This is a genomic window from Streptomyces sp. NBC_00885, from assembly GCF_045207475.1.
GTDB lineage: Bacteria > Actinomycetota > Actinomycetes > Streptomycetales > Streptomycetaceae > Streptomyces.
Genome location: NZ_CP108796.1, coordinates 3,935,471 through 3,958,160, shown reverse-complemented (window position 1 = coordinate 3,958,160; position 22,690 = coordinate 3,935,471). Strand labels below are relative to the sequence as shown.

The following is a 22,690-nucleotide window of genomic DNA, read 5'->3' as shown; positions in this document are numbered from 1 at the left end:
GGACCGGGGCTCCCGTGCCAACAGGAAGGGGCGGACCGCTACCCGGACACGTCGAGGAGACAGCGATGTCACATGACGCGGCCCCGAATCTGGATTTCGCGGGCACCACTCCGTACGAGGACTATGTCCAGGCGGACGTTCTCACCCACCTCCAGAAGACGCTCTCGGACGATCCGGGAGAGATGGTCTTCCTGGTCACCACGCAGGTGATGGAGCTGTGGTTCACCGTCATCGTCCATGAGTGGGAGACGGCGGCGCGCGCCCTGCGCGAGGACGATCTGCCCGTCGCACTCGCCGCCCTGAAGCGCAGCACGTACGAGCTCGAATCGCTCAACGCCTCCTGGAAGCCACTGGCGCACCTGACGCCGGCGCAGTTCAACGCGTACCGCAGCGCCCTGGGCGAAGGCTCCGGCTTCCAGTCGGCGATGTACCGGCGGATGGAGTTCCTGCTCGGCGAGAAGTCGGCGTCGATGCTGGTGCCGCACCGGGGCGCGCCGCGCGTGCACGCCGAGCTGGAGAAGGCTCTGCACGAGCCGAGCCTGTACGACGAGGTGCTGCGGCTGTTCGCCCGGCGCGGGCTGCCGGTGCCTTCCTCGGTCCTGGAACGGGACCTGTCGCAGAAGTACGAGCCGTCGGAGGAGGTCGAGAAGGTCTGGGCCGCGGTGTACGGCGGCGAGGACCAGGACAGCGACATGGTCCGTATCGGCGAGGCCCTGACCGATGTCGGCGAGCTGGTGTGGCGCTGGCGCAACGACCACCTGGTGGCGACGCGGCGGGCCATGGGCTCGAAGGCGGGAACGGGCGGTTCGGCCGGGGTTGCCTGGCTGGAGAAGCGCGCCCGCAAGAACGTCTTCCCGGAGCTGTGGACGGCGCGCAGCCATGTCTGAGTCACTGGCCCACAGGGCCGCGGCGCTCGACGCCGCCGACGAGCTGGCCGGTGCGCGCAAGCTGTTCGCGCTCGACGAGACGGTCTATCTGGACGGGAACTCGCTGGGCGCGCTGCCCGCGCACGTACCCGCGCGGGTCGCGGATGTGGTGAGCAGGCAGTGGGGCGAGCTGCGGATCCGCTCCTGGGACGAGAGCGGCTGGTGGACCGCGCCCGAGCGGATCGGTGACCGGATCGCGCCGCTGGTGGGGGCGGGGCCGGGGCAGGTGGTGGTCGGCGACTCCACAAGTGTCAACGTTTTCAAGGCGGTTGTCGGGGCGGTACGGCTGTGCGGGGACGACTCCCGTACGGACATCGTGGTCGACGCGACGACGTTCCCGACGGACGGCTACATCGCCGAGTCGGCGGCCCGGATGACGGGCAAGCGCCTGGTGCCCGTCGCCCCCGGGGACTTGGCCTCCGCGCTCGGGCCGAGCACGGCGGTCGCGCTGGTCAACCATGTCGACTACCGCACCGGCCGCCTCCACGACCTGCCGTCGCTCACCGGGGCGATCCACGAGGCGGGCGCCCTCGCGGTCTGGGACCTCTGCCACAGCGCGGGCGCGCTGCCGGTCGGCCTGGACGAACACGGCGTGGACCTGGCGGTCGGCTGCACGTACAAGTACCTGAACGGCGGGCCGGGTTCGCCGGCGTATCTGTACGTCGCCGAGCGGCACCAGGCGGCGTTCGACTCCCCGCTGCCGGGCTGGAACTCCCACGTGGACCCGTTCGCGATGACGCCCGGCTTCGAGGCGGCACCCGGCGCGGTCCGGGGGCGGGTCGGGACGCCGGACATCCTGTCCATGCTGGCGCTGGAGGCGGCGCTGGATGTGTGGGACGGGGTCTCGATCGATTCCGTACGGGCGAAGAGTCTGGCGCTGACGGACTTCTTCCTGGAGTGCGTCGAGGCGTACGTGCCCGAGGGGACGATCGCCTCGCTGACACCGGTCGAGCACGCCGCGCGCGGCAGCCAGGTCGCGCTGCGGTGCGCGGACGCGCCCGCGGTGATGGAGCGGCTGATCGCGCGGGGCGTGGTGGGGGATCTGCGCCGGCCGGACGTGCTGCGCTTCGGGTTCACACCGCTGTACGTGGGCTTCGGCGATGCGGAGCGAGCGGCGGCGGTCCTGGCGGAGGTTCTGGCGGGCTGAGGGTTTTCCCGGGGGCGCTGCCCCCGGACCCCCGCGCCTCAATCGCCGGACGGGCTGAGCTTCAGCCCGTCCGGCGATTGAGGACATGCGGCCGAAGGCCGCATACGGCCGAGCCCCACACCGGAAGGACCGGCACCGCCGGGCTGGTACCGTCCCCGCTGGTCAGGTCAATTCCGCCACTCCGCAGGAAGGCTGGAGCGCAATGCCGGACCCCGTCGACCCCGCCGCCCGCGACGCAGCCGAGTTCGATTCGATGCTTTCGCATCCCGTCGTCGCGCCGGACGAGTCCGCCGCGTACGGGGACCATCCCGACCAGGTCGTCGACTTCTACGCACCCCGCGGCGGGCAGTCCGGTGCGCCCCTCGTCGTCGTGCTGCACGGCGGCGCCTGGCGCGCACCGTACGACCGGTGGCATGTCACCCCCTTCGCGGACTTTTTGGCCCGCCGCGGGCTCGCCGTCGCCAACGTCGAGTACCGGCGCGGGCGCGAGATTCCGCAGCAGCACGGGAGCGGGCCCGTCGCCGGGCGGTGGCCGGAGACCTTCGACGATGTCGCCGCGCTGATGGACGCCCTGCCCGCCCTTGCGCGGAGCGCCCTGCCGCAGGTAGACGTCCGGCGCATCGTGGTGACCGGGCATTCCGCGGGCGGGCATCTCGCGCTGTGGGCCGCCGCGCGGCATGTGCTGCCCGTCGGGTCGCCGTGGCGGCTGGAGCGGCCGCCCGCGCTGCGCGGGGTCGTCGTGCTCGCCCCGATCGCGGACTTCGCGAAGGCTGTCGAGCTCGATGTGTGCGGCGGTGCGGTGACCCAACTCCTCGGCGGCGAGGCGGAGTTCGAGGCGAGGAGCGCGCACGCCGATCCGGCCGCGCTGCTGCCGACGGGCATTGCCACGACCGTCGTGCAGGGCCGCACCGACATCGTCGTGCCGGACGCAGTCTCCGAGTCGTACGTCGACGCCGCGGCCAAGGCGGGGGAGACGGTCGGGCTGACCCTCCTCGAAGAGGTCGGCCACTTCCCCCTCATCGATCCCGCCGCCGACGCGTGCGCGGTCGTCGCGGAGGAGATCGCTCAACTCGCCTGGTAACGCGTGAGCACGCGGACACGTTCCGCCTGGAGGACGCGCCTGACCAGGAAGTACCGCGAGTCGACGCAGGTAGTACTCAGGACGGACGCGGCAGGATCCGCAGCGATGCTGACGACCGCGTCCGTCCGTCCGCTTACCGTTCTGTACGTGACCGAGACGAACCGCAGCCCCGAGTACCGCCTGGCCGTGGGCGCCCTGAGCGGGCTCCGCCAGGACCTCTTCCACGATGCCTTCGCCTACCGGCCGCTGCCGCGACGGCGCACGGACGGGCCGATAACCCGCCGGCTCCCGGGCCGGCTACGCGACTACGCGGCCTGGATGCCGCATGCGGCGGTCGGCGCCGTGGCGATGTTCACGCTGCTCCTGGCCTACGGCGGCGAGGGCGTAGGACCGGCGATGGTGCTCACCGGGTTCATCCCGGCGGCCGCCGTGGTGATGACGCTGCTCAGGCCGGTCGGCGCGTTCTGGCTCTCGCTGGCGGCGACGCCCCTGGGGGTCACCTCCGGCTACTACGGCGACTGGCCGTGGTCGCCCAGCGGCTTTGTCTCGCATCTGGCGGTGATGACCGTGGTGGCGCTGCGGACCCGGCCGCGGACCGCGGCCTGGATGTGGCTGCTCACCGCCGGATACGGCCTGTTCGCCGAGGTCGTGCTCTCCCGCGGCATGAGCTCCAACGTTCCGGAGATGCTCTTCGTCGCCGCGCTGGTACTGCTGGTGGTGACCGTGTGGCAGGTACGCCGCGAGGCCAAGGAGGAAGTCGCGGCCCAGCAGACGGTGACGGCCGTCGAGCGCGACAAGCGCACGCTGCTGGAGGAGCGCACCACCATCGCGCGTGAGCTGCACGACGTGGTGGCCCACCACATGTCGGTGGTGGCGATCCAGGCGGAGGCGGCGCCGTACCGGGTGGAGAACCCGCCGCCCGAGCTGGAGCGGGCGTTCGCCACGATCCGGGAGAACGCGGTGGCCGCGCTGACCGAGCTGCGCCGGATCCTCGGAGTCGTACGGGCCGAGGACTACCAGGCCCCGGACGCACCGCAGCCGGTGCTCGGCGACCTGGACAGCCTGCTCGCGAATGTCCGTGAAGCGGGCCTGGAGACGGAGAAGACGATCACCGGCGCGGTCCGCACGCTGCCACAGGGCGTCGAGCTCTCCGCGTACCGGATCATCCAGGAGGCACTGAGCAACGCACTGCGCCACGCGCCCGGAGCGACGGCGAAGATCGAGATCTCCTACGTCCTCGGGGGCCTTGGCCTGCGGGTCGTGAACACCGCGCCCCGGGGCCTGGTCAAGCCCTCGCCCGGGGCCGGGCACGGCATCACGGGCATGCGGGAGCGTGTGTCGATGCTCGCCGGCGAGATGACCGCGCAGCCCACGCAGGACGGCGGCTACGAGGTGACCGCCTTCATTCCCGTCGCCGCGGCCGAGACCGCATCCGAGGAGACCTCATGACGATCCGCGTCCTCATCGTCGACGACCAGATCATGGTCCGCGAGGGCTTCTCGGTCCTGCTGAACGCGATGCCCGACATCGAGGTCGTCGGCGAGGCCGTCAACGGCCGCGAGGCGGTCGCCAGGGTCGCCGAGCTCGCCCCCGACGTCGTCCTCATGGACATCCGTATGCCGGAGCTGAACGGCATCGAGGCGACCCGCGAGATCGTCTCGGCGCACGCCGATGCCAAGGTGCTGGTGCTGACCACCTTCGACCTCGACGAGTACGTGTACCAGGCGCTGCGCGCGGGAGCCTCCGGCTTCCTGCTCAAGGACGCCTCCGCACGCCAACTGGCCGACGGCGTACGGGTGGTGGCGGCCGGCGAGGCACTGCTCGCCCCGACGGTGACGCGCCGCCTGATCACGGAGTTCTCCAAGCTCTCCCAGACCCCGCGGCCGCCCGCGCTGGCGCAGATCGGCGACCTGACGGAACGCGAGACGGAGGTCCTTGTGCTGATCGCGCAGGGTCTGTCGAACGCGGAGATCGCCTCGCATCTGGTGGTCGCCGAGTCGACGATCAAGACGCATGTGAGCCGGGTGCTGGTGAAGCTGGGGCTCCGGGACCGGACACAGGCGGCGGTGTTCGCGTACGAGGCACGCTTGGTCACGCCCGGCTAAGGCGTTTCCCGGGGGCTGGGGTGCGGCCGTACCTTCGGCTAGCGTCGGGCCATGGCCGCCTTCGACCCCTGGTCACCCGCATTCCTTGCCGACCCCTACCCCGCCTACGCCGAGCTCCGCGCCGGCGGACGCGTCCACTTCTACGAGCCCACCCGCCAGTGGCTCGTCCCCCGTCACGCCGACGTCTCCGCGCTGCTGCGGGACCGGAGGCTCGGCCGGACGTATCTGCACCGCTTCACCCACGAGGAGTTCGGGCGTACGCCGCCGCCCGCCGAGCACGAGCCGTTCCACACGCTCAACGACAACGGGATGCTGGACCTGGAGCCCCCGGACCACACCCGTATCCGGCGCCTGGTCTCGAAGGCGTTCACGCCGCGCACGGTCGAGCGGCTCGGCCCGTACGTCCAGGCCCTGGCCTCCGAGCTGGTGGGCGCGCTCGTCGCGGACGGCGGCGGCGATCTGCTGACGGCTGTCGCCGAGCCGCTGCCGGTCGCCGTCATCGCCCAGATGCTGGGCATCCCGGAGTCCGACCGCAAGCAGCTGAGGCCCTGGTCGGCGGACATCTGCGGGATGTACGAGCTGAGCCCGTCGCAGGAGACGGCGCACCGGGCCGTGCGGGCGTCCGTCGAATTCTCCGCCTACCTGCGGGAGTTGATCGCCGTCCGCCGCAAGGAGCCGGGCGAGGACCTGATCTCCGGCCTCATCGCCGCGCACGACGAGGGGGACCGGCTCTCCGAGCAGGAGATGATCTCCACCTGCGTGCTGCTCCTGAACGCGGGCCACGAGGCGACGGTGAACGCCACCGTCAACGGCTGGTGGGCGCTGTTCCGCCACCCCGAGCAGCTGGCGGCCCTGCGTGCCGACCGCTCCCTGCTGTCCACGGCTGTGGAGGAGCTGATGCGCTACGACACCCCGCTCCAGCTCTTCGAGCGCTGGGTCCTGGACGACATCGAGATCGACGGTACGACGATCCCGCGCGGCTCCGAGGTCGCACTGCTCTTCGGCTCGGCCAACCGCGACGCGGACGTGTTCGCCGACCCGGACACCCTGGACCTGTCCCGCGTGGACAACCCGCACATCTCCTTCAGCGCGGGCATCCACTACTGCATCGGCGCGCCCCTGGCACGTATCGAACTGGCGGCGTCCCTGGGGGCCTTGCTGGACCAGGCTCCGACGCTGCGTGCGGCGGCGGAGCCGGAGCGCAAGCCGAACTTCGTGATCCGCGGTCTCGAGGAGCTGCGCGTGGAGCTGTAGGAGCAGCGCGTCGAGAGATAGCCCTGTTCTTAGCCCACGCAGGTCATCGTCTCCGGCCGTTCGTGGGACGGGTGCGCTGCCCGGGTTGCGGTTGTCGACCGGCTGGGGCACCCATGCCCTCGCGCCGGGCGACCCGGCCGACGAACAGGAGACAACAGCATGCTCAAGATGCGAGCGACTCGCGCAGCGTGGCGCCTTTGGGCGCCGGCCGTGACCGTCGCGGTCACCGCGGCCGCGGCGGGAGTGGTCTCGGCCGCCCCCGCCTCGGCCCAGGCCATCGTGAACTGCCCCGCCCAGAACCTCCAGACCGCGATCGACAGCGCGGACCCGGGGTCGATGATCATGGTTGCGGGGACCTGCGCCGGCAACTTCACCGTCGACAAGGACCTCAGCCTCATCGGCTTCAACGGCGCGGTTCTCGACGGCAATGCCGCGGGTACGACCCTGTCCGTCGGCACGGGCGCCCATGTGCAGATCACCGCCATGGACATCACCAACGGCTCCGCCGACAACGGCGCCGGTCTCCTCAACAACGGCACAGTGACGCTGAACTCCTCCACCGTGCGCGACAGCAACGCGAACTTCTACGGCGGCGCCGTCCTGAACGCCGGCACGATGACGCTGAACGCCTCCACGGTGCACACCAGCACCGCCGATGTCGGCGGCGGTATCGCCAACTTCTCAAGCTCCACGCTGACGCTGAACGCGTCCACGGTACGGAACAACACCGCTCTGTCCGGGGGCGGCGTCGCAAATCTCGGCGGCACCGTCCTGATGAACTACTCCGCGGTGACGCTGAACACCTCGGTGGGCGGCGCCGACACCGATGGCGGCATCAACAACAGCAGCGGTTCGGTGTCCCTGCTGGCCACCGCCGTCACCGGCAACACCCCGAACAACTGCAGCGCGGCCATTGAGGGTTGCACCGGCTGACGAGCTCGGGCGCCGGGCCGGCGGCTTGTCAGGCCGATGAGCCCGGCGCCACTCGGAGTCACGATCAGCCCGGCGGCGGTCTCGGGCGCGATCCGCTATCTGAGCCAGGTCAACATGGTCACGCGCGAACGCGAACCGGGCTCGCGGCGTGACCGCTACCGGGTCAGCAGTGACCAGTGGTACGAGGCGCTGACCAACCGCGACCAGATCCTCAAGCGGTGGGAGGTCACCCTGCGGGACGGCATCGCGGGCCTGGGCGAGGACACACCGGCGGGCCGCCGGCTGCGGGAGACGGCGGAGTTCTTCGCGTTCGTGCAGAAGGAACTGGCGACGATGATGGAACGCTGGCGCGAGCACCGCGACGCGCGGGGCACTGCCTGATCCCGCCGCTCCCGCCTGTGCGGCCCCGGCCCTACCCGCCCCCCGCCGCGCCCGCCGTCGACGGCAGGGTCAGGCCCCACGCACCCGGTCGCAGCGTCCATGTCCGGGTCCGGACCGGGCCCGTGATCAGCGCGTCCGCCCGGTAGCGGAAGTCCGCGCCCGACACCGTCACCGTCAGGGCCCGCGCCATGACCGGTTCCGCGTGGGCGCCGTGCCGCACCGTCACCTCCGCGCGTCCGCCCCCCGCCCGTACCGTCACGGCCTCCACCAGGCGGTCCAGATCCGTCAGCAGCACCCCGTCGGCCTCCACCCGCAGCCGGTGGGTCCGTACCGCGGGAGCGGGCGGTGCCGGCCGGACCAGGGTGCGCACCAGCGAGCGGCAGGTGTCCCACACGGACCCGCCCGGCGCGCCGTTCGCCGTGGGCACCGCCGGCGGCACCGCGGCCGCCGGGATCGCCAGATCCCCCAGCACCACCCCGTCGCTCTCGTCCACCAGCAGATCCAGCCGCCGTACGGCCCCGTCGAGCACCGCGCGTGCCGCCGCCACCGCCCCCCGCGGCACCCCCAGCGCATGCGCCAGTTCTACGGAAGGCCCCACCGGGACCATCGCCAGTGCCCCGTCGCCGAGCCAGCGGTCGCGGTGCAGCAGTGCCACCGCACGCAGCAGCGTCCGGTCGTCACCCACCACGACGGGCCTGCGCGACCCCCTGCGGGCCAGTGCCCGCGCGAATTCCTCCGGCCCCTCGGGGAGACAGATTTTCGCCTCCGACCCGCCACACAGCACATCTTTCGCGATCCGCACGGACTCGCCGTCATTCCGGCGGGCGACCGGGTCGATGACCACCAGTAGCTGGTCGTGAGCCGACACCTCGGTCCTTCCTCGGGTAGCATCTTTGTGCAAGAGCCCCTTGCGCTATTGCGCCAGGGGCTTCGTCTATTCCGGGGCAACCGGTCCGAAGACTCAGGCACGGCTCAGGCCCCCTGACCTTGGTCTTGCCCCGCCCGGAAGGGGTGTACGCCTGTGCCCGCACTTGTGCTGCTCGGTGCTCAGTGGGGTGACGAGGGCAAGGGAAAGGCCACCGACCTCCTCGGTGGATCCGTCGATTATGTGGTGCGCTATCAGGGCGGCAACAACGCCGGCCACACGGTTGTCGTGGGCGACCAGAAGTATGCGCTGCATCTCCTCCCTTCCGGAATCCTCTCGCCGGGATGTACCCCGGTCATCGGCAACGGCGTCGTCGTCGACCCTGCGGTTCTGCTCTCCGAGCTGAGCGGGCTGAACGACCGTGGCGTCGACACGTCCAAGCTCCTGATCAGCGGTAACGCCCATCTGATCACTCCGTACAACGTCACCCTCGACAAGGTGACGGAACGGTTCCTCGGTAAGCGGAAGATCGGCACGACCGGCCGCGGCATCGGCCCGACCTACGCCGACAAGATCAACCGCGTCGGCATCCGCGTCCAGGACCTCTACGACGAGTCGATCCTGGAGCAGAAGGTCGAGGCGGCGCTGGAGTCCAAGAACCAGCTGCTCGCCAAGGTCTACAACCGGCGCGCGATCGAGGCCGGGAAGATCGTCGAGGAGATGCTCCAGTACGCGGAGCAGATCAAGCCGTACGTCGCCGACACGACGCTGATCCTGAACAACGCCATCGACCAGGGCAAGGTCGTCCTCTTCGAGGGCGGCCAGGGCACCCTGCTCGACGTGGACCACGGGACGTACCCCTTCGTCACCTCCTCGAACCCGACCGCGGGCGGCGCCTGCACGGGCGCGGGCGTGGGTCCGACGAAGATCAGCCGGGTCATCGGCATCCTCAAGGCGTACACCACGCGCGTCGGCGCGGGTCCCTTCCCGACGGAGCTCTTCGACGACGACGGCGAGGCGCTGCGCCGCATCGGCCACGAGCGCGGTGTGACAACCGGCCGTGACCGGCGCTGCGGCTGGTTCGACGCGGTCATCGCGCGGTACGCGACCCGGGTCAACGGCCTGACCGACTTCTTCCTCACCAAGCTGGACGTGCTGACCGGCTGGGAGCAGATCCCGGTGTGTGTCGCGTACGAGATCGACGGCAGGCGGGTCGAGGAGCTGCCGTACTCCCAGACCGACTTCCACCACGCGAAGCCGGTGTACGAGTACCTGCCGGGCTGGTCCGAGGACATCACCAAGGCGAAGACCTTCGACGACCTGCCGAAGAACGCGCAGGACTATGTGAAGGCGCTGGAGGAGTTGTCGGGCGCACCGATCTCGGCGATCGGTGTGGGCCCCGGCCGGACCGAGACGATCGAGATCAACTCGTTCCTGTAGCAGGGATTTGTCGTAGCAGGGATACGGACAAGGGGCGCCCCGGATGGTGCGGGGCGCCTCCTGTCTGCCCTCGGCGTTGCACCAGGTCACCTTGGTGGTGAACGGCCCGGTGCTTTCCGCGAGTTCCTCGGTGCGACCCACGCACGCCGGCGCAGAGCGCGTCGGCCGGATAACGATGGGGGCACCTGCGCAGGGCTGTGTCACCGGCACCTCGTAGGCTCCCGCCCATGAGCGACGGGGAATCCGGAAGACGGGTCATCGACGGGCGCTTCGAGCTGGAGGCCCGGCTCGGTGGCGGCGGTATGGGCATGGTGTGGCGGGCGCGGGATCTGGCGCTGGACCGGGCCGTGGCCCTCAAGGAGGTGCGGCCGCCCGATCCCGGGCTCGCCGAGCACGACCCCGAGGCCGCTGCGATGCTGCGGGAGAGAGTGCTGCGGGAGGCGCGGGCCCTCGCCCGGGTCAACCATCCCCACGTGGTGACCATCCACCACATTGTGGACGGCGCCGAGCACACCTATCCGTGGCTCGTCATGGAGCTGGTCACCGGCGGATCGCTCCAGGACCGGCTGAACAAGGGGCCGATGACGCCGGTCGAGGCGGCCCGGATGGGGCGTGACGTGCTGGCCGCGCTGCGGGCCGCGCACGACGTCGGCATCCAGCACCGTGACGTGAAACCCGCCAATGTCCTGCTGCGGCCCGACGGGCGCCCCGTCCTCACCGACTTCGGCATCGCGGCGATCCGGGAGTCGACCTCGCTGACCATGACCGGGTCGATCATCGGCACGCCCGACTACATGGCGCCCGAGCGTATCTCCGGCGACGACGGCGGCCCGGGCTCGGACCTGTGGTCACTGGCGATGATGCTGTACGTCGCCGTCGAGGGGAACCATCCGCTGCGCAGAGGGACGACGCTGGCGACCCTGGCCGCCGTGCTCAAGGAGGAGCTTCCGCCTCCTCGCCGGGCGGGTGCGCTGGCAGGGGTACTGGCCGCCGTTCTCGTCAAGGACCCGGCCGCGCGGCCGGACCCTGAGACCGTCGACCGGATGCTCGCGGAGGTGGCTCAGGGTGAGCCAGGCACACCGAGCGGGACCGGGGGGACCACGTCGTACCCGCTGACGCCCCCGTCGCCCGCACCGACCCCTCTGCCGGGATCGGCGACCCCGCTGCCGGGAACTGCGACCCCGCCGCCCGCACCGCCCGGGTTCGGGCCGCCGATGGGCTTCGGACCCGCGACTCCGCATGATGCAGTGCCGGGCCCCATGGGGCCGGCGACCCCCTACCCGATGGGTCCTACACGGCAGACACCGCCCCGGACGGGCACCCGTGCGAAGAGCCGGATCGCGATCGCGTCGTCCGTCGCCGCGACCGTGTTGGCCGGCGTCCTGGTGTGGTCCCTGCTGCCGGACAGCGGCGGGCAGGGCGATGCCACGGGCTCACTGGGTGACTCCTCGACCTCCAGCCCGCGGACCCCGACACCGACCTCCACAACCTCCGCCTCGCCGGAGGAGTCGGAGCCGGAGAAGACGGAGAAGGTCGACCTGCTCACGCCCGCCGGCATCCGGATGGCGATCAAGGAGATCAAGGAGAAGACAGGCACCAACAGGGCGGGTGACTTCACCGTCTACCCGGAGCACATCTCCGTGTCCGTCATGGTCAAGGGGAGCGACAAGCGCTACGACAGCTGGACCTACCGCGCCGGCGAGGGGGCGACCAAGGGCATCATCAGCAGCACGCTCATGGGCGGCGAACTCCCGTTCAGCCTGGACGAATTCGACTGGGACGTCGTCCCTGCTCTGCTGGCCAGGGCCGAGAAGGACCTGAACGTGAAGAAGCCGACCTCGCGCTACCTGATCGTCAACGGGCGCAACGAAACGTTCGACACGCCGCCGAACCTCGCCGTCTACCTGGCCGACGACTACGAAAGCGCCTACCTCGAGGCCGACCCCAAGGGCAAGGTGACCCGGGTCATGCCGGCCGAGGGCGGCTGAGCTGCTTGTCGACCCGTTCTTATGGACGCCGGTACTCGCGCGGCGAGTTGCCCGTGTCGAGGAAGGACCGGGTCAGCGTGCCGCCGCTCACCGTCAGGACCGACGACCCGGCTGCCGCGCAGTCACCGCTCAGCACCCGCGAAGGACCGATCACGACACGGTCCCCCGCCGAGAACAGCTCGGCGTCCGACGTGCAGGTCGCGCCGTCCGTCGTCGTGGTGAAGGTGACGGCGCTGCTGCCCACGGCGCCCTGTTTGACGGTCAGCCGCTGGGCACCCTTCGAGCTGCTCAGCGACCGCTCCCACGAGCCCAGGAAGCTTCCCGGGATCCGGTCGGAGCCAGCCCTGCGCAGTGTCGAGGTCCGGCCGCCGCTCGCCGTCCAGGCGAGGGTGCCGTCGGAGCGCGCCGTCAGGGTCTGCTCGCCGATGGCGGAACACTTTCCGGCGGGCGTGCTCGCGGTGACTCCGGTGTCGATACGGATCGAACCGCCGCCCGCCGCAAGCAGTTTGCCGGTGCCCTTGCACAGGTAGCTCTCGCCCACGCTGATGCTCGCGACGACCGTGTCGCCGACCGTGCCGGGGGAGAGGGTGATCCGGCGCTCCGACCCGGTGTCCGCGCCGTCGCGGTAGACGCTGCCGGTCCAGGACCCGGCATACGCGGCGGGCAGCGCGGCCGGTCCGGCGGGCTTTCCCGGCGCTCCCGGCTTCTTGCCCGCCGGGTCCTTGGCCGCAGGGTCCTTCGCATCCGCGCTCGCGCCGCTCCCGCTCCCGGGCTCGGACGACGACAGCGACTCCTTGCCCTTGCCCTTGCCCTGCCCGGCCGCGCCGGACGCTGCGGTGGTCGGCCCGCCGCCTCCAGGTCGGCTGCTCACCGTGTCTCCGTCAGCGCGCAGGAGCGTGACGGCGGTGAAGGACGCGCCCAGCAGCGCTGCCACGGCGACACCGGCGATCGCCACGGTCCGCCGGGAGCGCTTGCGCGCCTGGGTGCCGGTGGTGCCGGTGGTGCCGGTGGTGCCGGTGGTGCCGGGTGCGTCGGCGCTCGTGAGGTGGGCCTGTACCCAGGGGCCGTAGGGGGCGGCGCCCGAGGGGGTTCCGGGCACGGGAGTTGTGGGCGCGGGGGTTGCGTGTGCGGGGGTTGCGGGTGCCGGGGCGGCGGCGTACGCCGGTGGGTGCGCGACGGCGCCCCTCGACGGCGTATCGGCGTCGAGCAACGCGACCGCGTGCTGCCCGAGCTGTGCGATCAGAGCCGCGGGCAGCCAGGGCGCGGCCGGATCGGCGGGGCGCGTGCGCTCCACGATCTGCTCGGGCGTCGGCCGCTGTGCCGGGTCCTTGGCCAGACAGTCCGCGATCAGCTGCCGCAACTCCCCCTTTACGCCGCTCAGATCGGGCTCCTCGCTCACGATGCGGAACATGACCGCGTGGATCCCGGTGTCCGAACGCCCGAACGGCAGCCGCCCGGTCGCCGCGTACGCCAGCACCGAACCCAGCGAGAAGACGTCGCCCGCGGGACCGACCCGCTCGCCCTGGATCTGCTCGGGCGACATGTAGCCCGGCGACCCCACCACCACGCCGGTCTGCGTCAGTTCGTCGGACGCGTTCTCCAGCGCGCGGGCGATGCCGAAGTCGATGACCCGGGGACCGGCGATGGTGACAAGGACGTTGGACGGCTTCAGGTCCCGGTGCACGAGACCGGCCCCGTGCACGCTCCGCAGCGCGCCGGCCAGCCCGTACGCGAGTGTCCGCACCGACTCCTGAGGCAGCGGCCTCTCCCGTACGACGTGCAGCAACGAGGGTCCGGCGACATACCCGGTCGCCACCCACGGCTCCGCCGCCTCGGTGTCCGCGTCCAGCACGGGCGCGGTCCACTCCCCGCCGACCCGGCGTGCGGCTGCCACCTCCTGCCGGAAGCGGAGACGGAACTCCGGCTGCCCGGCGAGCTCTGCCTTGATGAGCTTGACGGCGACCGTCCGGCCACCCGCGGAACGCGCGAGGTAGACCCGGCCCATACCGCCCTCGCCGAGGCGGCCGAGCAGACTGTACTCACCTATGGAGGGCGGATCCTGGGGCGCGAGCTGTTCCATGCGCGAAAGCCTACGAGGTCAGCCCTCGCCGCAGATCCGCAGCCCCTTGGGCGTCGCGCACGGCAGATGGCCGTGCGTGCGGATGACGTCCTGCCCGTTCCCCCGGCTCATGTAGCCGAGGAAGCTGGAGGCCAGTGAGTCCGCCGGCGGCTGGCCGTAGGTGTACGCGTACTCGATCTCCCGGTACGGGTACTTGCTCTCGCCGATGTCGTCCACCGACGGCGGATCCCCGTCGATGTCCAGCCGGTGCAGGCCCTTCAGCCCGGCCCCGGCGCGCAGTTCGCTGTAGCCAATCGCTCCCGGCAGCCGCGCCACGGTGGCCAGTACCTGTTCCGTGCTGTCGAGTTCGCAGCGCAGGACCTTCGCCTCGCCGTCGTCCTTGCTCTCGCAGTCGCGCGAGGAGTTGGCGGGCTCGTTGCGCAGCAGCACCCGGCGCTGGAACACCTCGCGCGTACCGGAGTTGGCGTCCCTGCTGACCAGCAGTACGGGCAGAGCCGGTCCGCCCAGCTGCTTCCAGTTGGTGATCTCGCCGCGGTAGAGCCTGCGGATGTCGTCGGTCGACAGATTCCGCACCGGCACCTTGTCGTTGACGACGAGCGCGAAGACGGAGACGGCGACGCGGTCCTCGCGCAGCTGTGGATAGCCGCCGGGCTTGGGCCCGTCGGCGAGGGCGATCAGCGCGGGGGCGCCCTTCGTGGACCGCGCGCCCGCCTCCGCGAGCGCTCTTATCCCCGCGGTGCTGCCGTGCGCGTCGACGATGACGGTGGAGCCTTCGCAGTCCCTCTCGTACTTCTTCGCCAGCTCCTTCACGACGGGCGCGAAGGCGGTCGAACCGGTCAGCCTCAGCGTGCCCTTGGCACAGCCGATCGGGGGCCGGGTGTCGTCCCGTACGACGATGATCGTGGCGAGTGTGACCACGCAGACGGTCAGCAGCACGGTGATCCAGCGGGCCGCCCGGCTGAACAGCGGAGCCTTGTCGTCGGGCGTCGTGCTGCGGTTGGGCATCACATCGCCGTCGCGGATACCGCCGGTGACCTTGACCTCGCAGCCGATCGGGCCGCCGGTGAGGAGCACCAGCAGCTTGAAGTGCTGGCCGCGGTTGAGCGGGACCCGCGGCAGATGGATCGTGCTGCCGGAGTGGCGCATGCCCGCGGCCGGGGTGAAGTGGTCCATCAGATACTCGGCGCCCGGCGGCTGGGTGACGGCGATGGCCCGTACGGTCCGGTCGGTGAACTCGGCGGTCAGGCCGTGGACTTCACGTCCGGTGTAGTCCTCGTCGGCGATGCTCTGCGAGCCGTCGTTCTCGATGCGCAGCAGGACGAGCGTGGCGTCGGACATCTCCGGAGCCTCATTGAACAGCCCGAGCCGGAAGTTGGGCCGCCCGGCGCGCACGTCGCTGCCGATCGGGGTGTCCAGCTGTACGCGATACCCGATGCGCTTGCGCCGCGGTACCCGGCGCTCGTACCAGAGCACCGCCACGGAGGCCAGGATGCCGAGCACGGCGGTGAGCACGGCCACGACGTTCTCGGGACTGAGCCACTCCACGGGGTCATCTCCTCGTCGTCTGCGCGCACGCATGGCGGGGCGGCCACCGTAAGAGGTGGGCGGGGGGAGGGGGAGGGGTTTGAGGGGGCCGACGCCGGATGTTCGCCGGGGGTTCAGCGGGGCGGGTCTCTCACCCCCACGGGTGAACCGTGCCGAAGGCCCGGGTGGCACAACTTCCGTGCAGGCATAGTCACTTGGCACATGCCCCGATCGGGGCAGAACCCCGAGGAACGGAGTCCCGTGACCGCCACACTCGAACGCCCGGAGACGGTATACCGCCGGTATACTGTGATCATGGCTGACACCACGATCAAGGTCGACCCCGCCGTCCGTGACCGTCTGCTGGAGCTTGCTCGCGAGCGCGGGATGACCATGCGCGACCTGGTCGCGGAGCTCGCGGGTGCCACGCCCACCAGGGAAGAGCTCCAGAAGCAGTACGAGGAGACCAGGGCCTACGTCGAGGAGCACTTCCTCGGCAGGCCCTACACGGAAGAGGACGAGAAGGCCGGCGAGCAGCTCTGGGCCGACCTGGAGGCCGGGCGCATCGGGGAGGTCCAGTGAAGAAGGACCGGTACCCGCTGCCGCGCGCGATCGTCTTCGACGACACCGCGGCCCTCGCCCTCGGCGCGGGCAACATCATGGCCTCGCGCCTCGTCACCGAGGCCGAGAAGAACCCCGCGCAGCGCGTCTACATCCCCGCGTTGTGCCTGACGGCCGCGGAGGCCGAACGCGCGGGTGTGGCCGAGCACATCGGCGCGCTGCCGTCCGTGGACATCTCCGCGCTCGACTTCGCCGGAGCCATGGCGGTCGGCAAGCAACTGCGCACCGACGCGCGCACGGACGACCCGGAGAAGACGGAGAACGACTGGAGCGGGGCGCACGCGCTGCACCTGGCGCGCCCGTCCGTCGAATGGCCTCGCGGCCGTCCGGTGCTGACCCGGACGCCGTCGCGGTACCGGGGCACGGGCATCCGGACGATCAGGATCGTCGAGTAGGGCGGCGCGCGGGGCCCGGCTCGCACCCGGGCCCCGCTGCCTAGGCGACGCCGATGACGAAGGACGACCAGGCGTCGGGAGTGACCGTGAAGGTGGGGCCGTCAGGGTTCTTGGAGTCGCGGATGTGGATGGCCTCGGGGCAGGCGGCCACCTCGACGCAGTCGCCACCACTAGGGCTGCTGTACGAGGACTTGCGCCAGTCGAAGGCCACCTCGATGCAGCTACCGCCGCTGTCGTCGCTGTAGCTGGACTTGAACCACCGCAGGGTGCTGCTCATTGCTGGTCTCCCGCCAACCGCTCGATGAGGCCCAGTGATTCACGAGGACCCAGGGCCTGTGCCCGGATCTTCGCATACCGCTGGGTGTACGTACTCACCTTTCCCGGGTCCTTGATCAGCAGGCTTTCGCCCTGGATCTCCAGGTAGACGAGGCGGTCATGCTCCGGGGTCTCCACCAGCTCCATCCCGCCGCGTGCGCCCGCGTACTCGCCGCTGCGCCCGGCGTCCAGCGGCAGCACCTGAAGCGTCACGTTACGCCGCCGCGCACACTCCGCAAGGTGCCGCATCTGGCCACGCATGACCTCCTCGCTGCCGATCGTCCGCCTCAGTACGGACTCCTCCAGGATCAGCTCGATCAGCGCCACCGGATCCCGCTCGAAGAGCGCCCGCCGGACCATCCGCACCTCGACCAGCTCCTCCACCCGCTCCTCTGAGAGCGGCGGATAGCCTCCGCCGATCAGCGCCTGCGCGTACTCCTCCGTCTGGAACAGGCCGTGCACGACCAGCGTCGCGTAGAGCGACAACCCCAACGCCCGCTGCTCCAGTAGCGCGTAGTCCTTGAACTGCGCCGGGTACTTGTCCAGCCGTACGTACTCCCGAGCCTGCTCGAAGATGCCCATCCCATCCCCGAGCACCCGCTCCAGCTCCACGAGCATCTCGTCGCTGGCGGGCTGCGCACACGTCTCCATCGCGCTCACCGCCGCCGCCGAGAAGCCGAGTTCGCTCCCTAATTGCTCCTGCGTCAACCCCTTCCGAGCACGCATGCTGCGGGCGATATCCGCTACCAAACGCGTCGCCGAACCGGCCGTTTCCTTGTTCTCCGCTCGTGCCATGTGCGATCACCAATCGACTCAACCGGACTCAACCGGTCACCACCAGTCCACGCCGAATTCGACCCGTCTGCAAGGAAGTTCGCGCAGGTCAACCCCTTTGCTACGCCCTCCGCATGGCCATGGAAAACGCTAGCCGAGGTCACACAGACTGTCCTTGTGGATACGCAAAGTCGCCAACTGAACCTCGATTGGATTCCTGCTTCCGGATTCCAGCTCCGTAAGGCGGGCGTGCAATTCGACGCCGTCCGCGTCGACGACGAGGACGGCCGCAGCCTCGCCGATCTGATGGAGCGGATGACCGGCGGGGACCCCGGCCCCGTCGTCATAGAGGCGTACGGGCGGCGGTCGGTCTACTTCCTCGTACCGGCGGGGAGTACGTCCCACCGCCCCTGGCCGCGCGGCGTGACCCGTCTCAACTCGGGACCGGCCCATGTGAGCTATGTACCCGTGCCCGCGCTGCGCGGGCGCACCTGGCCGCTGTCCTGGCGGTTCCCGCCCACCGGCGCCGGACGGTTCGTGCACCCCCTGCTGTTGCTCAACGCGGCGTCCGCGCTGCTGAGTTGACCAGTAGCAGCGGGCAACGCGGTCGACGGCTTGGCAAGCAGGCTTCTTACCGGTCGCTCTGGTCGTGTGAACCTTTCTGCCTCGAACAGCGACTGTCTCGGTGATAGGTGGCGCGAGACAGGGAGGTGCGGTGGGCGGCGACGGGCGACGCGACGGGCTGCTGGTGGTGCGCTGCCAGCTCGGGGAGCGGGAAGCGTTCCGCGAGCTGGTGCGTGTCTGGCATGCCCCGTTGCGGCGCTATCTGCGGGGCATGGTCGGCTCGCCGCACCTCGCGGACGATCTTGCCCAGGAGGCGTGGGTCGCCGTGGTGCGTGGGCTGCCCCGGCTGCGGCAGCCGGAGCGGTTCGCCCCGTGGCTGTTCACCATCGCCCGGCGCGCGGTCGCCGACCACCTGCGGCAGGCGTACCAGGCTTCGGAGACGTCCATCGAGGAGGCGGGCGCCGTCGTCGACGACTCTCTCAGTGGCGTGCTGACCACGATGCAGGTAGAAGCCGGCCTCAACGGGCTGCCGCCCCTCGAGCGTGAGGTGCTGATTCTGTTCCACCTCCAGGATCTGTCTCTGGCTGCCTGCGCGGAGGTGCTCGGCGTACCGCCCGGCACGGTCAAGAGCAGGCTGCACCGCGCACGCCGCATGTTGCGGAGCGTCCTCGCCGAGAGGGGATACGAGGCATGAGCGAGCAGAACCCCGCAGATCAGCGGGATGTGCCCAAGGAACTCGAGCGCATGCTGGCTGCGGAAGTCTCGCTGGGCTCCCGGATGCGCCACGTGGCCGTGGGACTGGCGGGAGGGTGTGCGGCGGCACTGATCGCGGTGCTGTGGGCCACCGAGCCGCATCCGCTTCCTGCGCGCACCCAGGCCGCCTTCGCCGGACTGATCGCCGTCGGGCTGGCCTGGGCCGCCTTCGCCGGCTGGGTGCTGAGCAGGCGCCGACCGCTGTTCGCCCGGGACCGGGTGCTGGGAGCCCGGCTCTCGCTCGTGGTCACCGTGGTGACCGGCGTGGCCGGGACAGCACTGGCCGCGGCACGCGCTACTGCGGCCGAGGCCCTGGCCACTGCCCTGGCCGGTGCCGCCCTCGTCGCCGCAGCAGGACTCGTCCTGGTCCGGGCTCGGTCCCGCCGTCGCGAGCTGCTGCGGCTGCGGGACGCTCTGCGACAAGAAGCCCCCCGACCCCCGAAATGAGTCCGTCCGGATTCATCCAGATCGTCAAGGAGACCGCCTTGAACAACAAGATCACCCCGGTCGGCCCGCCGGCCCTCGCGCTACGCCTCCGCGGCGCAGGCAAGCGCACCGTCTTCCTGGTTGCCGCGCTGGCGCTCACAGCACTGCTGATCGGGATCGGCCTGCTACTGACCTGAGCCTTCGAGCCGTCAACACACCACTGCTAGCTGCTTTTCGTGTACCTGAGCGGCGCCCCGCCCGAGCCCACCAGTTCGCGGACGATCGTCGTGTTGTCCGGCATGTCCAGGCGGCTCCACTGGCCCGGTGCGCACTGCTGCGGGTCGCCCGATGTGACCTGGGTCGGGCCGAGTTCGAGGGGCGGGCCCGAGGCCTGGAGGGTGGCGGACCAGGTGCAGTCGTAGTTCGGGCCGGTGCCCGAGAGGGTCATGACCTGGGTGCCCGTCGTGCCCTGGGTGATCGTCATGGTGCGGGTGTTGTTGCCGTCGGCCGTGGCGAAGGATGCCTGCCAGGTGCCGACGTACTCCGCCGGGACGCCGCCCTTCTGGGTGCCCGGTGTGGTCGGGGGCCGGGAGGAACCGGGCGGCGTGGACGGCGTGTTCGTGCCGGGGGTCGTCGGCGAGGAGGTCGTGGGGCCCGGCCTGGCGTCCGCCGGGGACTTCTTGCCGTCGTCGCCCATGAGCGCGTACACCGAGCCGCCCGCCGCGAGCGCGACGAGCAGGGCGACCGCGATCAGGGCGATCGTGCCGCCCTTCTTGCGAGGCGGGGGCGGGGGCCCGTAGGGGGCGGGCATCGGCTGGTACGGCATCGGTGGGGCCTGGGCCACCGAGGCCGCGGCGTGCGGGTAGCCGTAGGCGGGCAGTGGCGGGGGCGGGGTGGGCAGCGGCGTCGGGCCGGGCGGCTTGGGGGCGGGCGCGGTCATCGTCGGCGGCTGGACCGGCGCCGGGGCCTGCGGCTGTTCCACCTCCAGCAACTGGACCGCATGGCGGCCGAGTTGGGCGATCAGCGAGCCCGGCAGCCAGGGCTCGGCGGTCGCGTCGGAGGTGGTGAGCTCCAGGATCTCCTCGATCGCCGGGCGCGCCTCGGGGTCCTTGTGCAGGCAGTCCCGTACGAGAGAGGCCAGGCTCTCCGGAAGGCCCTCCAGGTCCGGTTCCTCCTGCGCGATACGGAACATCAGCGCGTGCACCCCGCTGTCCGCCGAACCGAACGGCATTCGGCCCGTCGCCGCGTACGCGAGAACCGAGCCGAGGCAGAAGATGTCGCAGGCGGGCGTGACGCGGTCGCCGCGTACCTGCTCCGGAGCCATGAAGCCGGGCGAGCCGACGAGCGCGCCGGTGCGGGTCAGACCGCCGTCGGTGACGGTCTCCAGGGCGCGGGCTATGCCGAAGTCGATGACGCGGGGGCCGTCGATGGTGATGAGGATGTTCGACGGCTTGAGGTCGCGGTGGATGAGGCCGGCGGCGTGGATGTTGCGCAGCGCGTGCGCGAGGCCGGAGGCGAGGATACGGACGGAACGCTCGGGCAGGGGGCCGTGGTCGCCGGAGACGACGCTGTGCAGGGCGGGTCCGGCGATGTAGCCCGTGGCGACCCAGGGCACGGGCGCCTCGGTGTCGGCGTCGAGGACGGGCGCGGTCCACTCGCCGCCGACGCGCAGAGCGGCCCGTACTTCCTGGCGGAAGCGGCCGCGGAACTCCTCCTGCTCGGCGAGCTCATGGCGTACGAGCTTGACGGCGACGGTGCGACCGCGGTCGTTGCGCGCGAGGTAGACCTGGCCCATGCCGCCCGCGCCGAGGCGGGCCAGCAGACGGTACTCGCCGATGTGCCGTGGATCTGCTGGTGCCAGAGGCTCCATCGCCGTGCGCCCTTCCCCCGTACCGCTTCGCTGCCGACGGACCGAGGATAGTGCGCGCCGAACCGGGGCTTACAGATCAGGATCCGGCGGGAGCGGCCCGAGGCTGTCCATGGCCTTGGAGAGCTGCTCCAGGATCCGTGCGGTCTCGGCGAACTGCTCGGGCCCCAGCGCCTCGGCGAGACGGGCGGCAAGCGCCGCGTGGCCGGGGTCGATCCGGGCGATCGCGGCGCGGCCGTCGTCGGTGGGGCGCAGGAGTTTGGCCCGGCGGTGGGCGGGGTTGGGTTCGTACGCCGCGAGGCCCCGCTCGGCGAGCAGATCGGCGATCCGCTGCACGCTCTGGCGCGTGATGCCCATGGCGCGGGCGATCCCGGCGACGGGCAGCGGCTCGTGCAGTACGGCTCCGAGGACCTGCCACCAGGCCGCGGTCAGCCCGGCGGGCTTCGCCAACTCTTCGGAGACGGCGAGGAATTGGCCGTTCAGCCGGAAGACACCGAGGGCTGTGCGGCTGAGCAGGTCCTGCTCCACGCGGCTCATGAGTCGAGGACCGCGAAGGCGGAGGCGTCCGAGTCGTGGAACAGCCGGTACCAGGCGTCCAGCTTCTCGCCGTCGTACACACCGAGCCTGGCGAAGACCTCGCGCGCGAACGCGACGGGCTCGGTGGGGCCCGCGGTGATCAGATCGCGGTCGGTGACGGCGTCGGCCTCGCGGTAGTGGTCGCCGCCCTTGTAGCCGGTGGCGCCGAGGTAGAAGGAGACGGCGCTGGTGTGATCGCGGTCGTCGAGCAGCCCCTCGCGGGCGAGCCCGGCGGTGGCACCGCAGATGGCGGCCACGGGGACCCCTGCATCGAGGAAGGCGCGCGCCTTGGCGGCGAAGGGGGCGAGGTCGTCGCCCGCGTCCCAGAGGTGTGCGCCGGTGAGGATGAGCAGGGCGCTGTCCTCGGGGTCGAGCTCGCCGAGGGCGAGATCGGGCTGGATGCGGACGCCGCCCATGGTGGTGACGGGGCCGGTGGTGGGGCCGACGGTGCGGACCGTGAAGCCGTTCTGGGTGAGGTGAGCGGTGGTGTGGCCGGTTTCCCAGTCGGCGAAGGTGTCGTAGACGGCGAGATGAACGGTGCGGGTGCTCATGGTGGCTCTCCTGTCTCGATGACAGCAGCCTGTCATATCGACAGTCTGCTGTCAATGGACTGCGGGCGGGACCGGTCCGCTGACGCGACACAGTGCCCAGGAACAGCGCCACGGCCATACACCG

At 71.0% G+C, this 22,690-nt stretch carries 23 protein-coding genes and 1 pseudogene; 16 read left to right on the top strand and 8 right to left on the bottom strand.

The features are described 5' to 3' along the window. The first annotated feature begins 65 nt into the window (after positions 1-65). The 8 genes and pseudogenes from OHA61_RS17885 to OHA61_RS17850 form a co-directional block, all read left to right on the top strand. The gene (locus tag OHA61_RS17885; RefSeq protein WP_389372973.1) at positions 66-887 is read left to right on the top strand and encodes a tryptophan 2,3-dioxygenase family protein; all 822 of its coding nucleotides are present in this window, start codon (positions 66-68) and stop codon (positions 885-887) included. Next, the gene (kynU, locus tag OHA61_RS17880; RefSeq protein WP_406303865.1) at positions 880-2,073 is read left to right on the top strand and encodes a kynureninase; all 1,194 of its coding nucleotides are present in this window, start codon (positions 880-882) and stop codon (positions 2,071-2,073) included. Before OHA61_RS17885 ends, kynU begins: the two co-directional genes overlap by 8 nt. Before the next feature lie 202 nt (positions 2,074-2,275). Next, positions 2,276-3,154, top strand: coding sequence for an alpha/beta hydrolase (locus OHA61_RS17875; RefSeq protein ID WP_406303864.1), 879 nt, complete (start codon positions 2,276-2,278; stop codon positions 3,152-3,154). A 105-nt stretch (positions 3,155-3,259) separates the two neighbouring features. After that, positions 3,260-4,603 (top strand): sensor histidine kinase, encoded by a 1,344-nt coding sequence (locus OHA61_RS17870; protein ID WP_406303863.1) that lies wholly within the window; start codon positions 3,260-3,262, stop codon positions 4,601-4,603. Then, positions 4,600-5,259 (top strand): response regulator transcription factor, encoded by a 660-nt coding sequence (locus tag OHA61_RS17865; RefSeq protein WP_324979054.1) that lies wholly within the window; start codon positions 4,600-4,602, stop codon positions 5,257-5,259. Before OHA61_RS17870 ends, OHA61_RS17865 begins: the two co-directional genes overlap by 4 nt. Before the next feature lie 51 nt (positions 5,260-5,310). Continuing rightward, positions 5,311-6,513, top strand: coding sequence for a cytochrome P450 (locus tag OHA61_RS17860; protein WP_406303862.1), 1,203 nt, complete (start codon positions 5,311-5,313; stop codon positions 6,511-6,513). A 159-nt stretch (positions 6,514-6,672) separates the two neighbouring features. Next, positions 6,673-7,446: a hypothetical protein gene (locus OHA61_RS17855; RefSeq protein WP_406303861.1), complete on the top strand. Its 774-nt coding sequence runs from the start codon at positions 6,673-6,675 to the stop codon at positions 7,444-7,446. 36 nt (positions 7,447-7,482) lie between these two features. Then, positions 7,483-7,827, top strand: a pseudogene (locus OHA61_RS17850) (GbsR/MarR family transcriptional regulator); the annotation flags it as partial. A gap of 31 nt (positions 7,828-7,858) precedes the next feature. Here OHA61_RS17850 and OHA61_RS17845 read toward each other — a convergent pair. Beyond that, on the bottom strand, positions 7,859-8,695 hold the full coding sequence (locus OHA61_RS17845) for a diacylglycerol kinase (protein WP_406303860.1): 837 nt from the start codon (positions 8,693-8,695) through the stop codon (positions 7,859-7,861). A 153-nt stretch (positions 8,696-8,848) separates the two neighbouring features. Between OHA61_RS17845 and OHA61_RS17840 the strand changes: the two genes are divergently transcribed. Both OHA61_RS17840 and OHA61_RS17835 read left to right on the top strand, forming a co-directional pair. Beyond that, on the top strand, positions 8,849-10,132 hold the full coding sequence (locus tag OHA61_RS17840; protein ID WP_361902399.1) for an adenylosuccinate synthase: 1,284 nt from the start codon (positions 8,849-8,851) through the stop codon (positions 10,130-10,132). A gap of 227 nt (positions 10,133-10,359) precedes the next feature. Then, the gene (locus tag OHA61_RS17835; RefSeq protein WP_406303859.1) at positions 10,360-12,120 is read left to right on the top strand and encodes a serine/threonine-protein kinase; all 1,761 of its coding nucleotides are present in this window, start codon (positions 10,360-10,362) and stop codon (positions 12,118-12,120) included. A 19-nt stretch (positions 12,121-12,139) separates the two neighbouring features. On the opposite strand, the gene OHA61_RS17830 is transcribed toward OHA61_RS17835, so the two are convergent. Together OHA61_RS17830 and OHA61_RS17825 are read right to left on the bottom strand one after the other, a co-directional pair. Beyond that, positions 12,140-14,200 (bottom strand): serine/threonine-protein kinase, encoded by a 2,061-nt coding sequence (locus OHA61_RS17830; RefSeq protein WP_406303858.1) that lies wholly within the window; start codon positions 14,198-14,200, stop codon positions 12,140-12,142. A gap of 18 nt (positions 14,201-14,218) precedes the next feature. Beyond that, complete coding sequence (locus OHA61_RS17825; RefSeq protein ID WP_406303857.1) at positions 14,219-15,745, bottom strand: substrate-binding domain-containing protein; 1,527 nt, start codon at positions 15,743-15,745, stop codon at positions 14,219-14,221. Between the two features lie 294 nt (positions 15,746-16,039). Here OHA61_RS17825 and OHA61_RS17820 point away from each other — a divergent pair, with 294 nt between their 5' ends. Further along, positions 16,040-16,306 (top strand): hypothetical protein, encoded by a 267-nt coding sequence (locus OHA61_RS17820; RefSeq protein ID WP_406271286.1) that lies wholly within the window; start codon positions 16,040-16,042, stop codon positions 16,304-16,306. After that, on the top strand, positions 16,303-16,740 hold the full coding sequence (locus OHA61_RS17815; RefSeq protein WP_406303856.1) for a hypothetical protein: 438 nt from the start codon (positions 16,303-16,305) through the stop codon (positions 16,738-16,740). Before OHA61_RS17820 ends, OHA61_RS17815 begins: the two co-directional genes overlap by 4 nt. A gap of 40 nt (positions 16,741-16,780) precedes the next feature. On the opposite strand, the gene OHA61_RS17810 is transcribed toward OHA61_RS17815, so the two are convergent. Both OHA61_RS17810 and OHA61_RS17805 read right to left on the bottom strand, forming a co-directional pair. After that, positions 16,781-17,017, bottom strand: a complete 237-nt coding sequence (locus OHA61_RS17810; protein WP_406303855.1) for a DUF397 domain-containing protein — start codon at positions 17,015-17,017, stop codon at positions 16,781-16,783. After that, positions 17,014-17,850 carry a Scr1 family TA system antitoxin-like transcriptional regulator gene (locus tag OHA61_RS17805; RefSeq protein WP_406303854.1) on the bottom strand — a complete coding sequence of 279 codons (837 nt, stop codon included), beginning with the start codon at positions 17,848-17,850 and terminating at the stop codon, positions 17,014-17,016. Before OHA61_RS17805 ends, OHA61_RS17810 begins: the two co-directional genes overlap by 4 nt. A gap of 177 nt (positions 17,851-18,027) precedes the next feature. Here OHA61_RS17805 and OHA61_RS17800 point away from each other — a divergent pair, with 177 nt between their 5' ends. The 4 genes from OHA61_RS17800 (at position 18,028) to OHA61_RS17785 (ending at position 19,769) form a co-directional block, all read left to right on the top strand. Then, on the top strand, positions 18,028-18,414 hold the full coding sequence (locus OHA61_RS17800) for a hypothetical protein (protein ID WP_406307390.1): 387 nt from the start codon (positions 18,028-18,030) through the stop codon (positions 18,412-18,414). A 130-nt stretch (positions 18,415-18,544) separates the two neighbouring features. Beyond that, positions 18,545-19,087 (top strand): RNA polymerase sigma factor, encoded by a 543-nt coding sequence (locus OHA61_RS17795; RefSeq protein WP_406303853.1) that lies wholly within the window; start codon positions 18,545-18,547, stop codon positions 19,085-19,087. Further along, positions 19,084-19,593, top strand: coding sequence for a transmembrane transport protein (locus tag OHA61_RS17790; RefSeq protein ID WP_406303852.1), 510 nt, complete (start codon positions 19,084-19,086; stop codon positions 19,591-19,593). Before OHA61_RS17795 ends, OHA61_RS17790 begins: the two co-directional genes overlap by 4 nt. A 38-nt stretch (positions 19,594-19,631) precedes the next feature. Further along, positions 19,632-19,769 carry a hypothetical protein gene (locus tag OHA61_RS17785; protein WP_406303851.1) on the top strand — a complete coding sequence of 46 codons (138 nt, stop codon included), beginning with the start codon at positions 19,632-19,634 and terminating at the stop codon, positions 19,767-19,769. Positions 19,770-19,795: 26 nt separating this feature from the next. Here the strand turns inward: OHA61_RS17785 and OHA61_RS17780 are convergent, their stop codons facing one another. The 3 genes from OHA61_RS17780 to OHA61_RS17770 form a co-directional block, all read right to left on the bottom strand. Next, the gene (locus OHA61_RS17780) at positions 19,796-21,442 is read right to left on the bottom strand and encodes a serine/threonine-protein kinase (RefSeq protein ID WP_406303850.1); all 1,647 of its coding nucleotides are present in this window, start codon (positions 21,440-21,442) and stop codon (positions 19,796-19,798) included. 69 nt (positions 21,443-21,511) lie between these two features. Next, positions 21,512-21,976, bottom strand: a complete 465-nt coding sequence (locus tag OHA61_RS17775; RefSeq protein ID WP_406303849.1) for a MarR family winged helix-turn-helix transcriptional regulator — start codon at positions 21,974-21,976, stop codon at positions 21,512-21,514. Next, positions 21,973-22,566 carry a type 1 glutamine amidotransferase family protein gene (locus tag OHA61_RS17770; protein WP_406303848.1) on the bottom strand — a complete coding sequence of 198 codons (594 nt, stop codon included), beginning with the start codon at positions 22,564-22,566 and terminating at the stop codon, positions 21,973-21,975. Before OHA61_RS17770 ends, OHA61_RS17775 begins: the two co-directional genes overlap by 4 nt. Between the last annotated feature and the right edge of the window lie 124 nt (positions 22,567-22,690).

What these genes read in the sequence shown, in the direction of transcription:
- OHA61_RS17810 (WP_406303855.1), bottom strand. Translation starts at nt 17,017, where the DNA reads ATGAGCAGCACCCTGCGGTGGTTCAAGTCCAGCTACAGCGACGACAGC.
- OHA61_RS17875 (WP_406303864.1), top strand. Translation starts at nt 2,276, where the DNA reads ATGCCGGACCCCGTCGACCCCGCCGCCCGCGACGCAGCCGAGTTCGAT.
- OHA61_RS17830 (WP_406303858.1), bottom strand. Translation starts at nt 14,200, where the DNA reads ATGGAACAGCTCGCGCCCCAGGATCCGCCCTCCATAGGTGAGTACAGT.
- OHA61_RS17860 (WP_406303862.1), top strand. Translation starts at nt 5,311, where the DNA reads ATGGCCGCCTTCGACCCCTGGTCACCCGCATTCCTTGCCGACCCCTAC.
- OHA61_RS17780 (WP_406303850.1), bottom strand. Translation starts at nt 21,442, where the DNA reads ATGGAGCCTCTGGCACCAGCAGATCCACGGCACATCGGCGAGTACCGT.
- OHA61_RS17790 (WP_406303852.1), top strand. Translation starts at nt 19,084, where the DNA reads ATGAGCGAGCAGAACCCCGCAGATCAGCGGGATGTGCCCAAGGAACTC.
- OHA61_RS17885 (WP_389372973.1), top strand. Translation starts at nt 66, where the DNA reads ATGTCACATGACGCGGCCCCGAATCTGGATTTCGCGGGCACCACTCCG.
- kynU (WP_406303865.1), top strand. Translation starts at nt 880, where the DNA reads ATGTCTGAGTCACTGGCCCACAGGGCCGCGGCGCTCGACGCCGCCGAC.
- OHA61_RS17770 (WP_406303848.1), bottom strand. Translation starts at nt 22,566, where the DNA reads ATGAGCACCCGCACCGTTCATCTCGCCGTCTACGACACCTTCGCCGAC.
- OHA61_RS17835 (WP_406303859.1), top strand. Translation starts at nt 10,360, where the DNA reads ATGAGCGACGGGGAATCCGGAAGACGGGTCATCGACGGGCGCTTCGAG.
- OHA61_RS17805 (WP_406303854.1), bottom strand. Translation starts at nt 17,850, where the DNA reads ATGGCACGAGCGGAGAACAAGGAAACGGCCGGTTCGGCGACGCGTTTG.
- OHA61_RS17865 (WP_324979054.1), top strand. Translation starts at nt 4,600, where the DNA reads ATGACGATCCGCGTCCTCATCGTCGACGACCAGATCATGGTCCGCGAG.
- OHA61_RS17775 (WP_406303849.1), bottom strand. Translation starts at nt 21,976, where the DNA reads ATGAGCCGCGTGGAGCAGGACCTGCTCAGCCGCACAGCCCTCGGTGTC.
- OHA61_RS17870 (WP_406303863.1), top strand. Translation starts at nt 3,260, where the DNA reads ATGCTGACGACCGCGTCCGTCCGTCCGCTTACCGTTCTGTACGTGACC.
- OHA61_RS17820 (WP_406271286.1), top strand. Translation starts at nt 16,040, where the DNA reads ATGGCTGACACCACGATCAAGGTCGACCCCGCCGTCCGTGACCGTCTG.
- OHA61_RS17855 (WP_406303861.1), top strand. Translation starts at nt 6,673, where the DNA reads ATGCTCAAGATGCGAGCGACTCGCGCAGCGTGGCGCCTTTGGGCGCCG.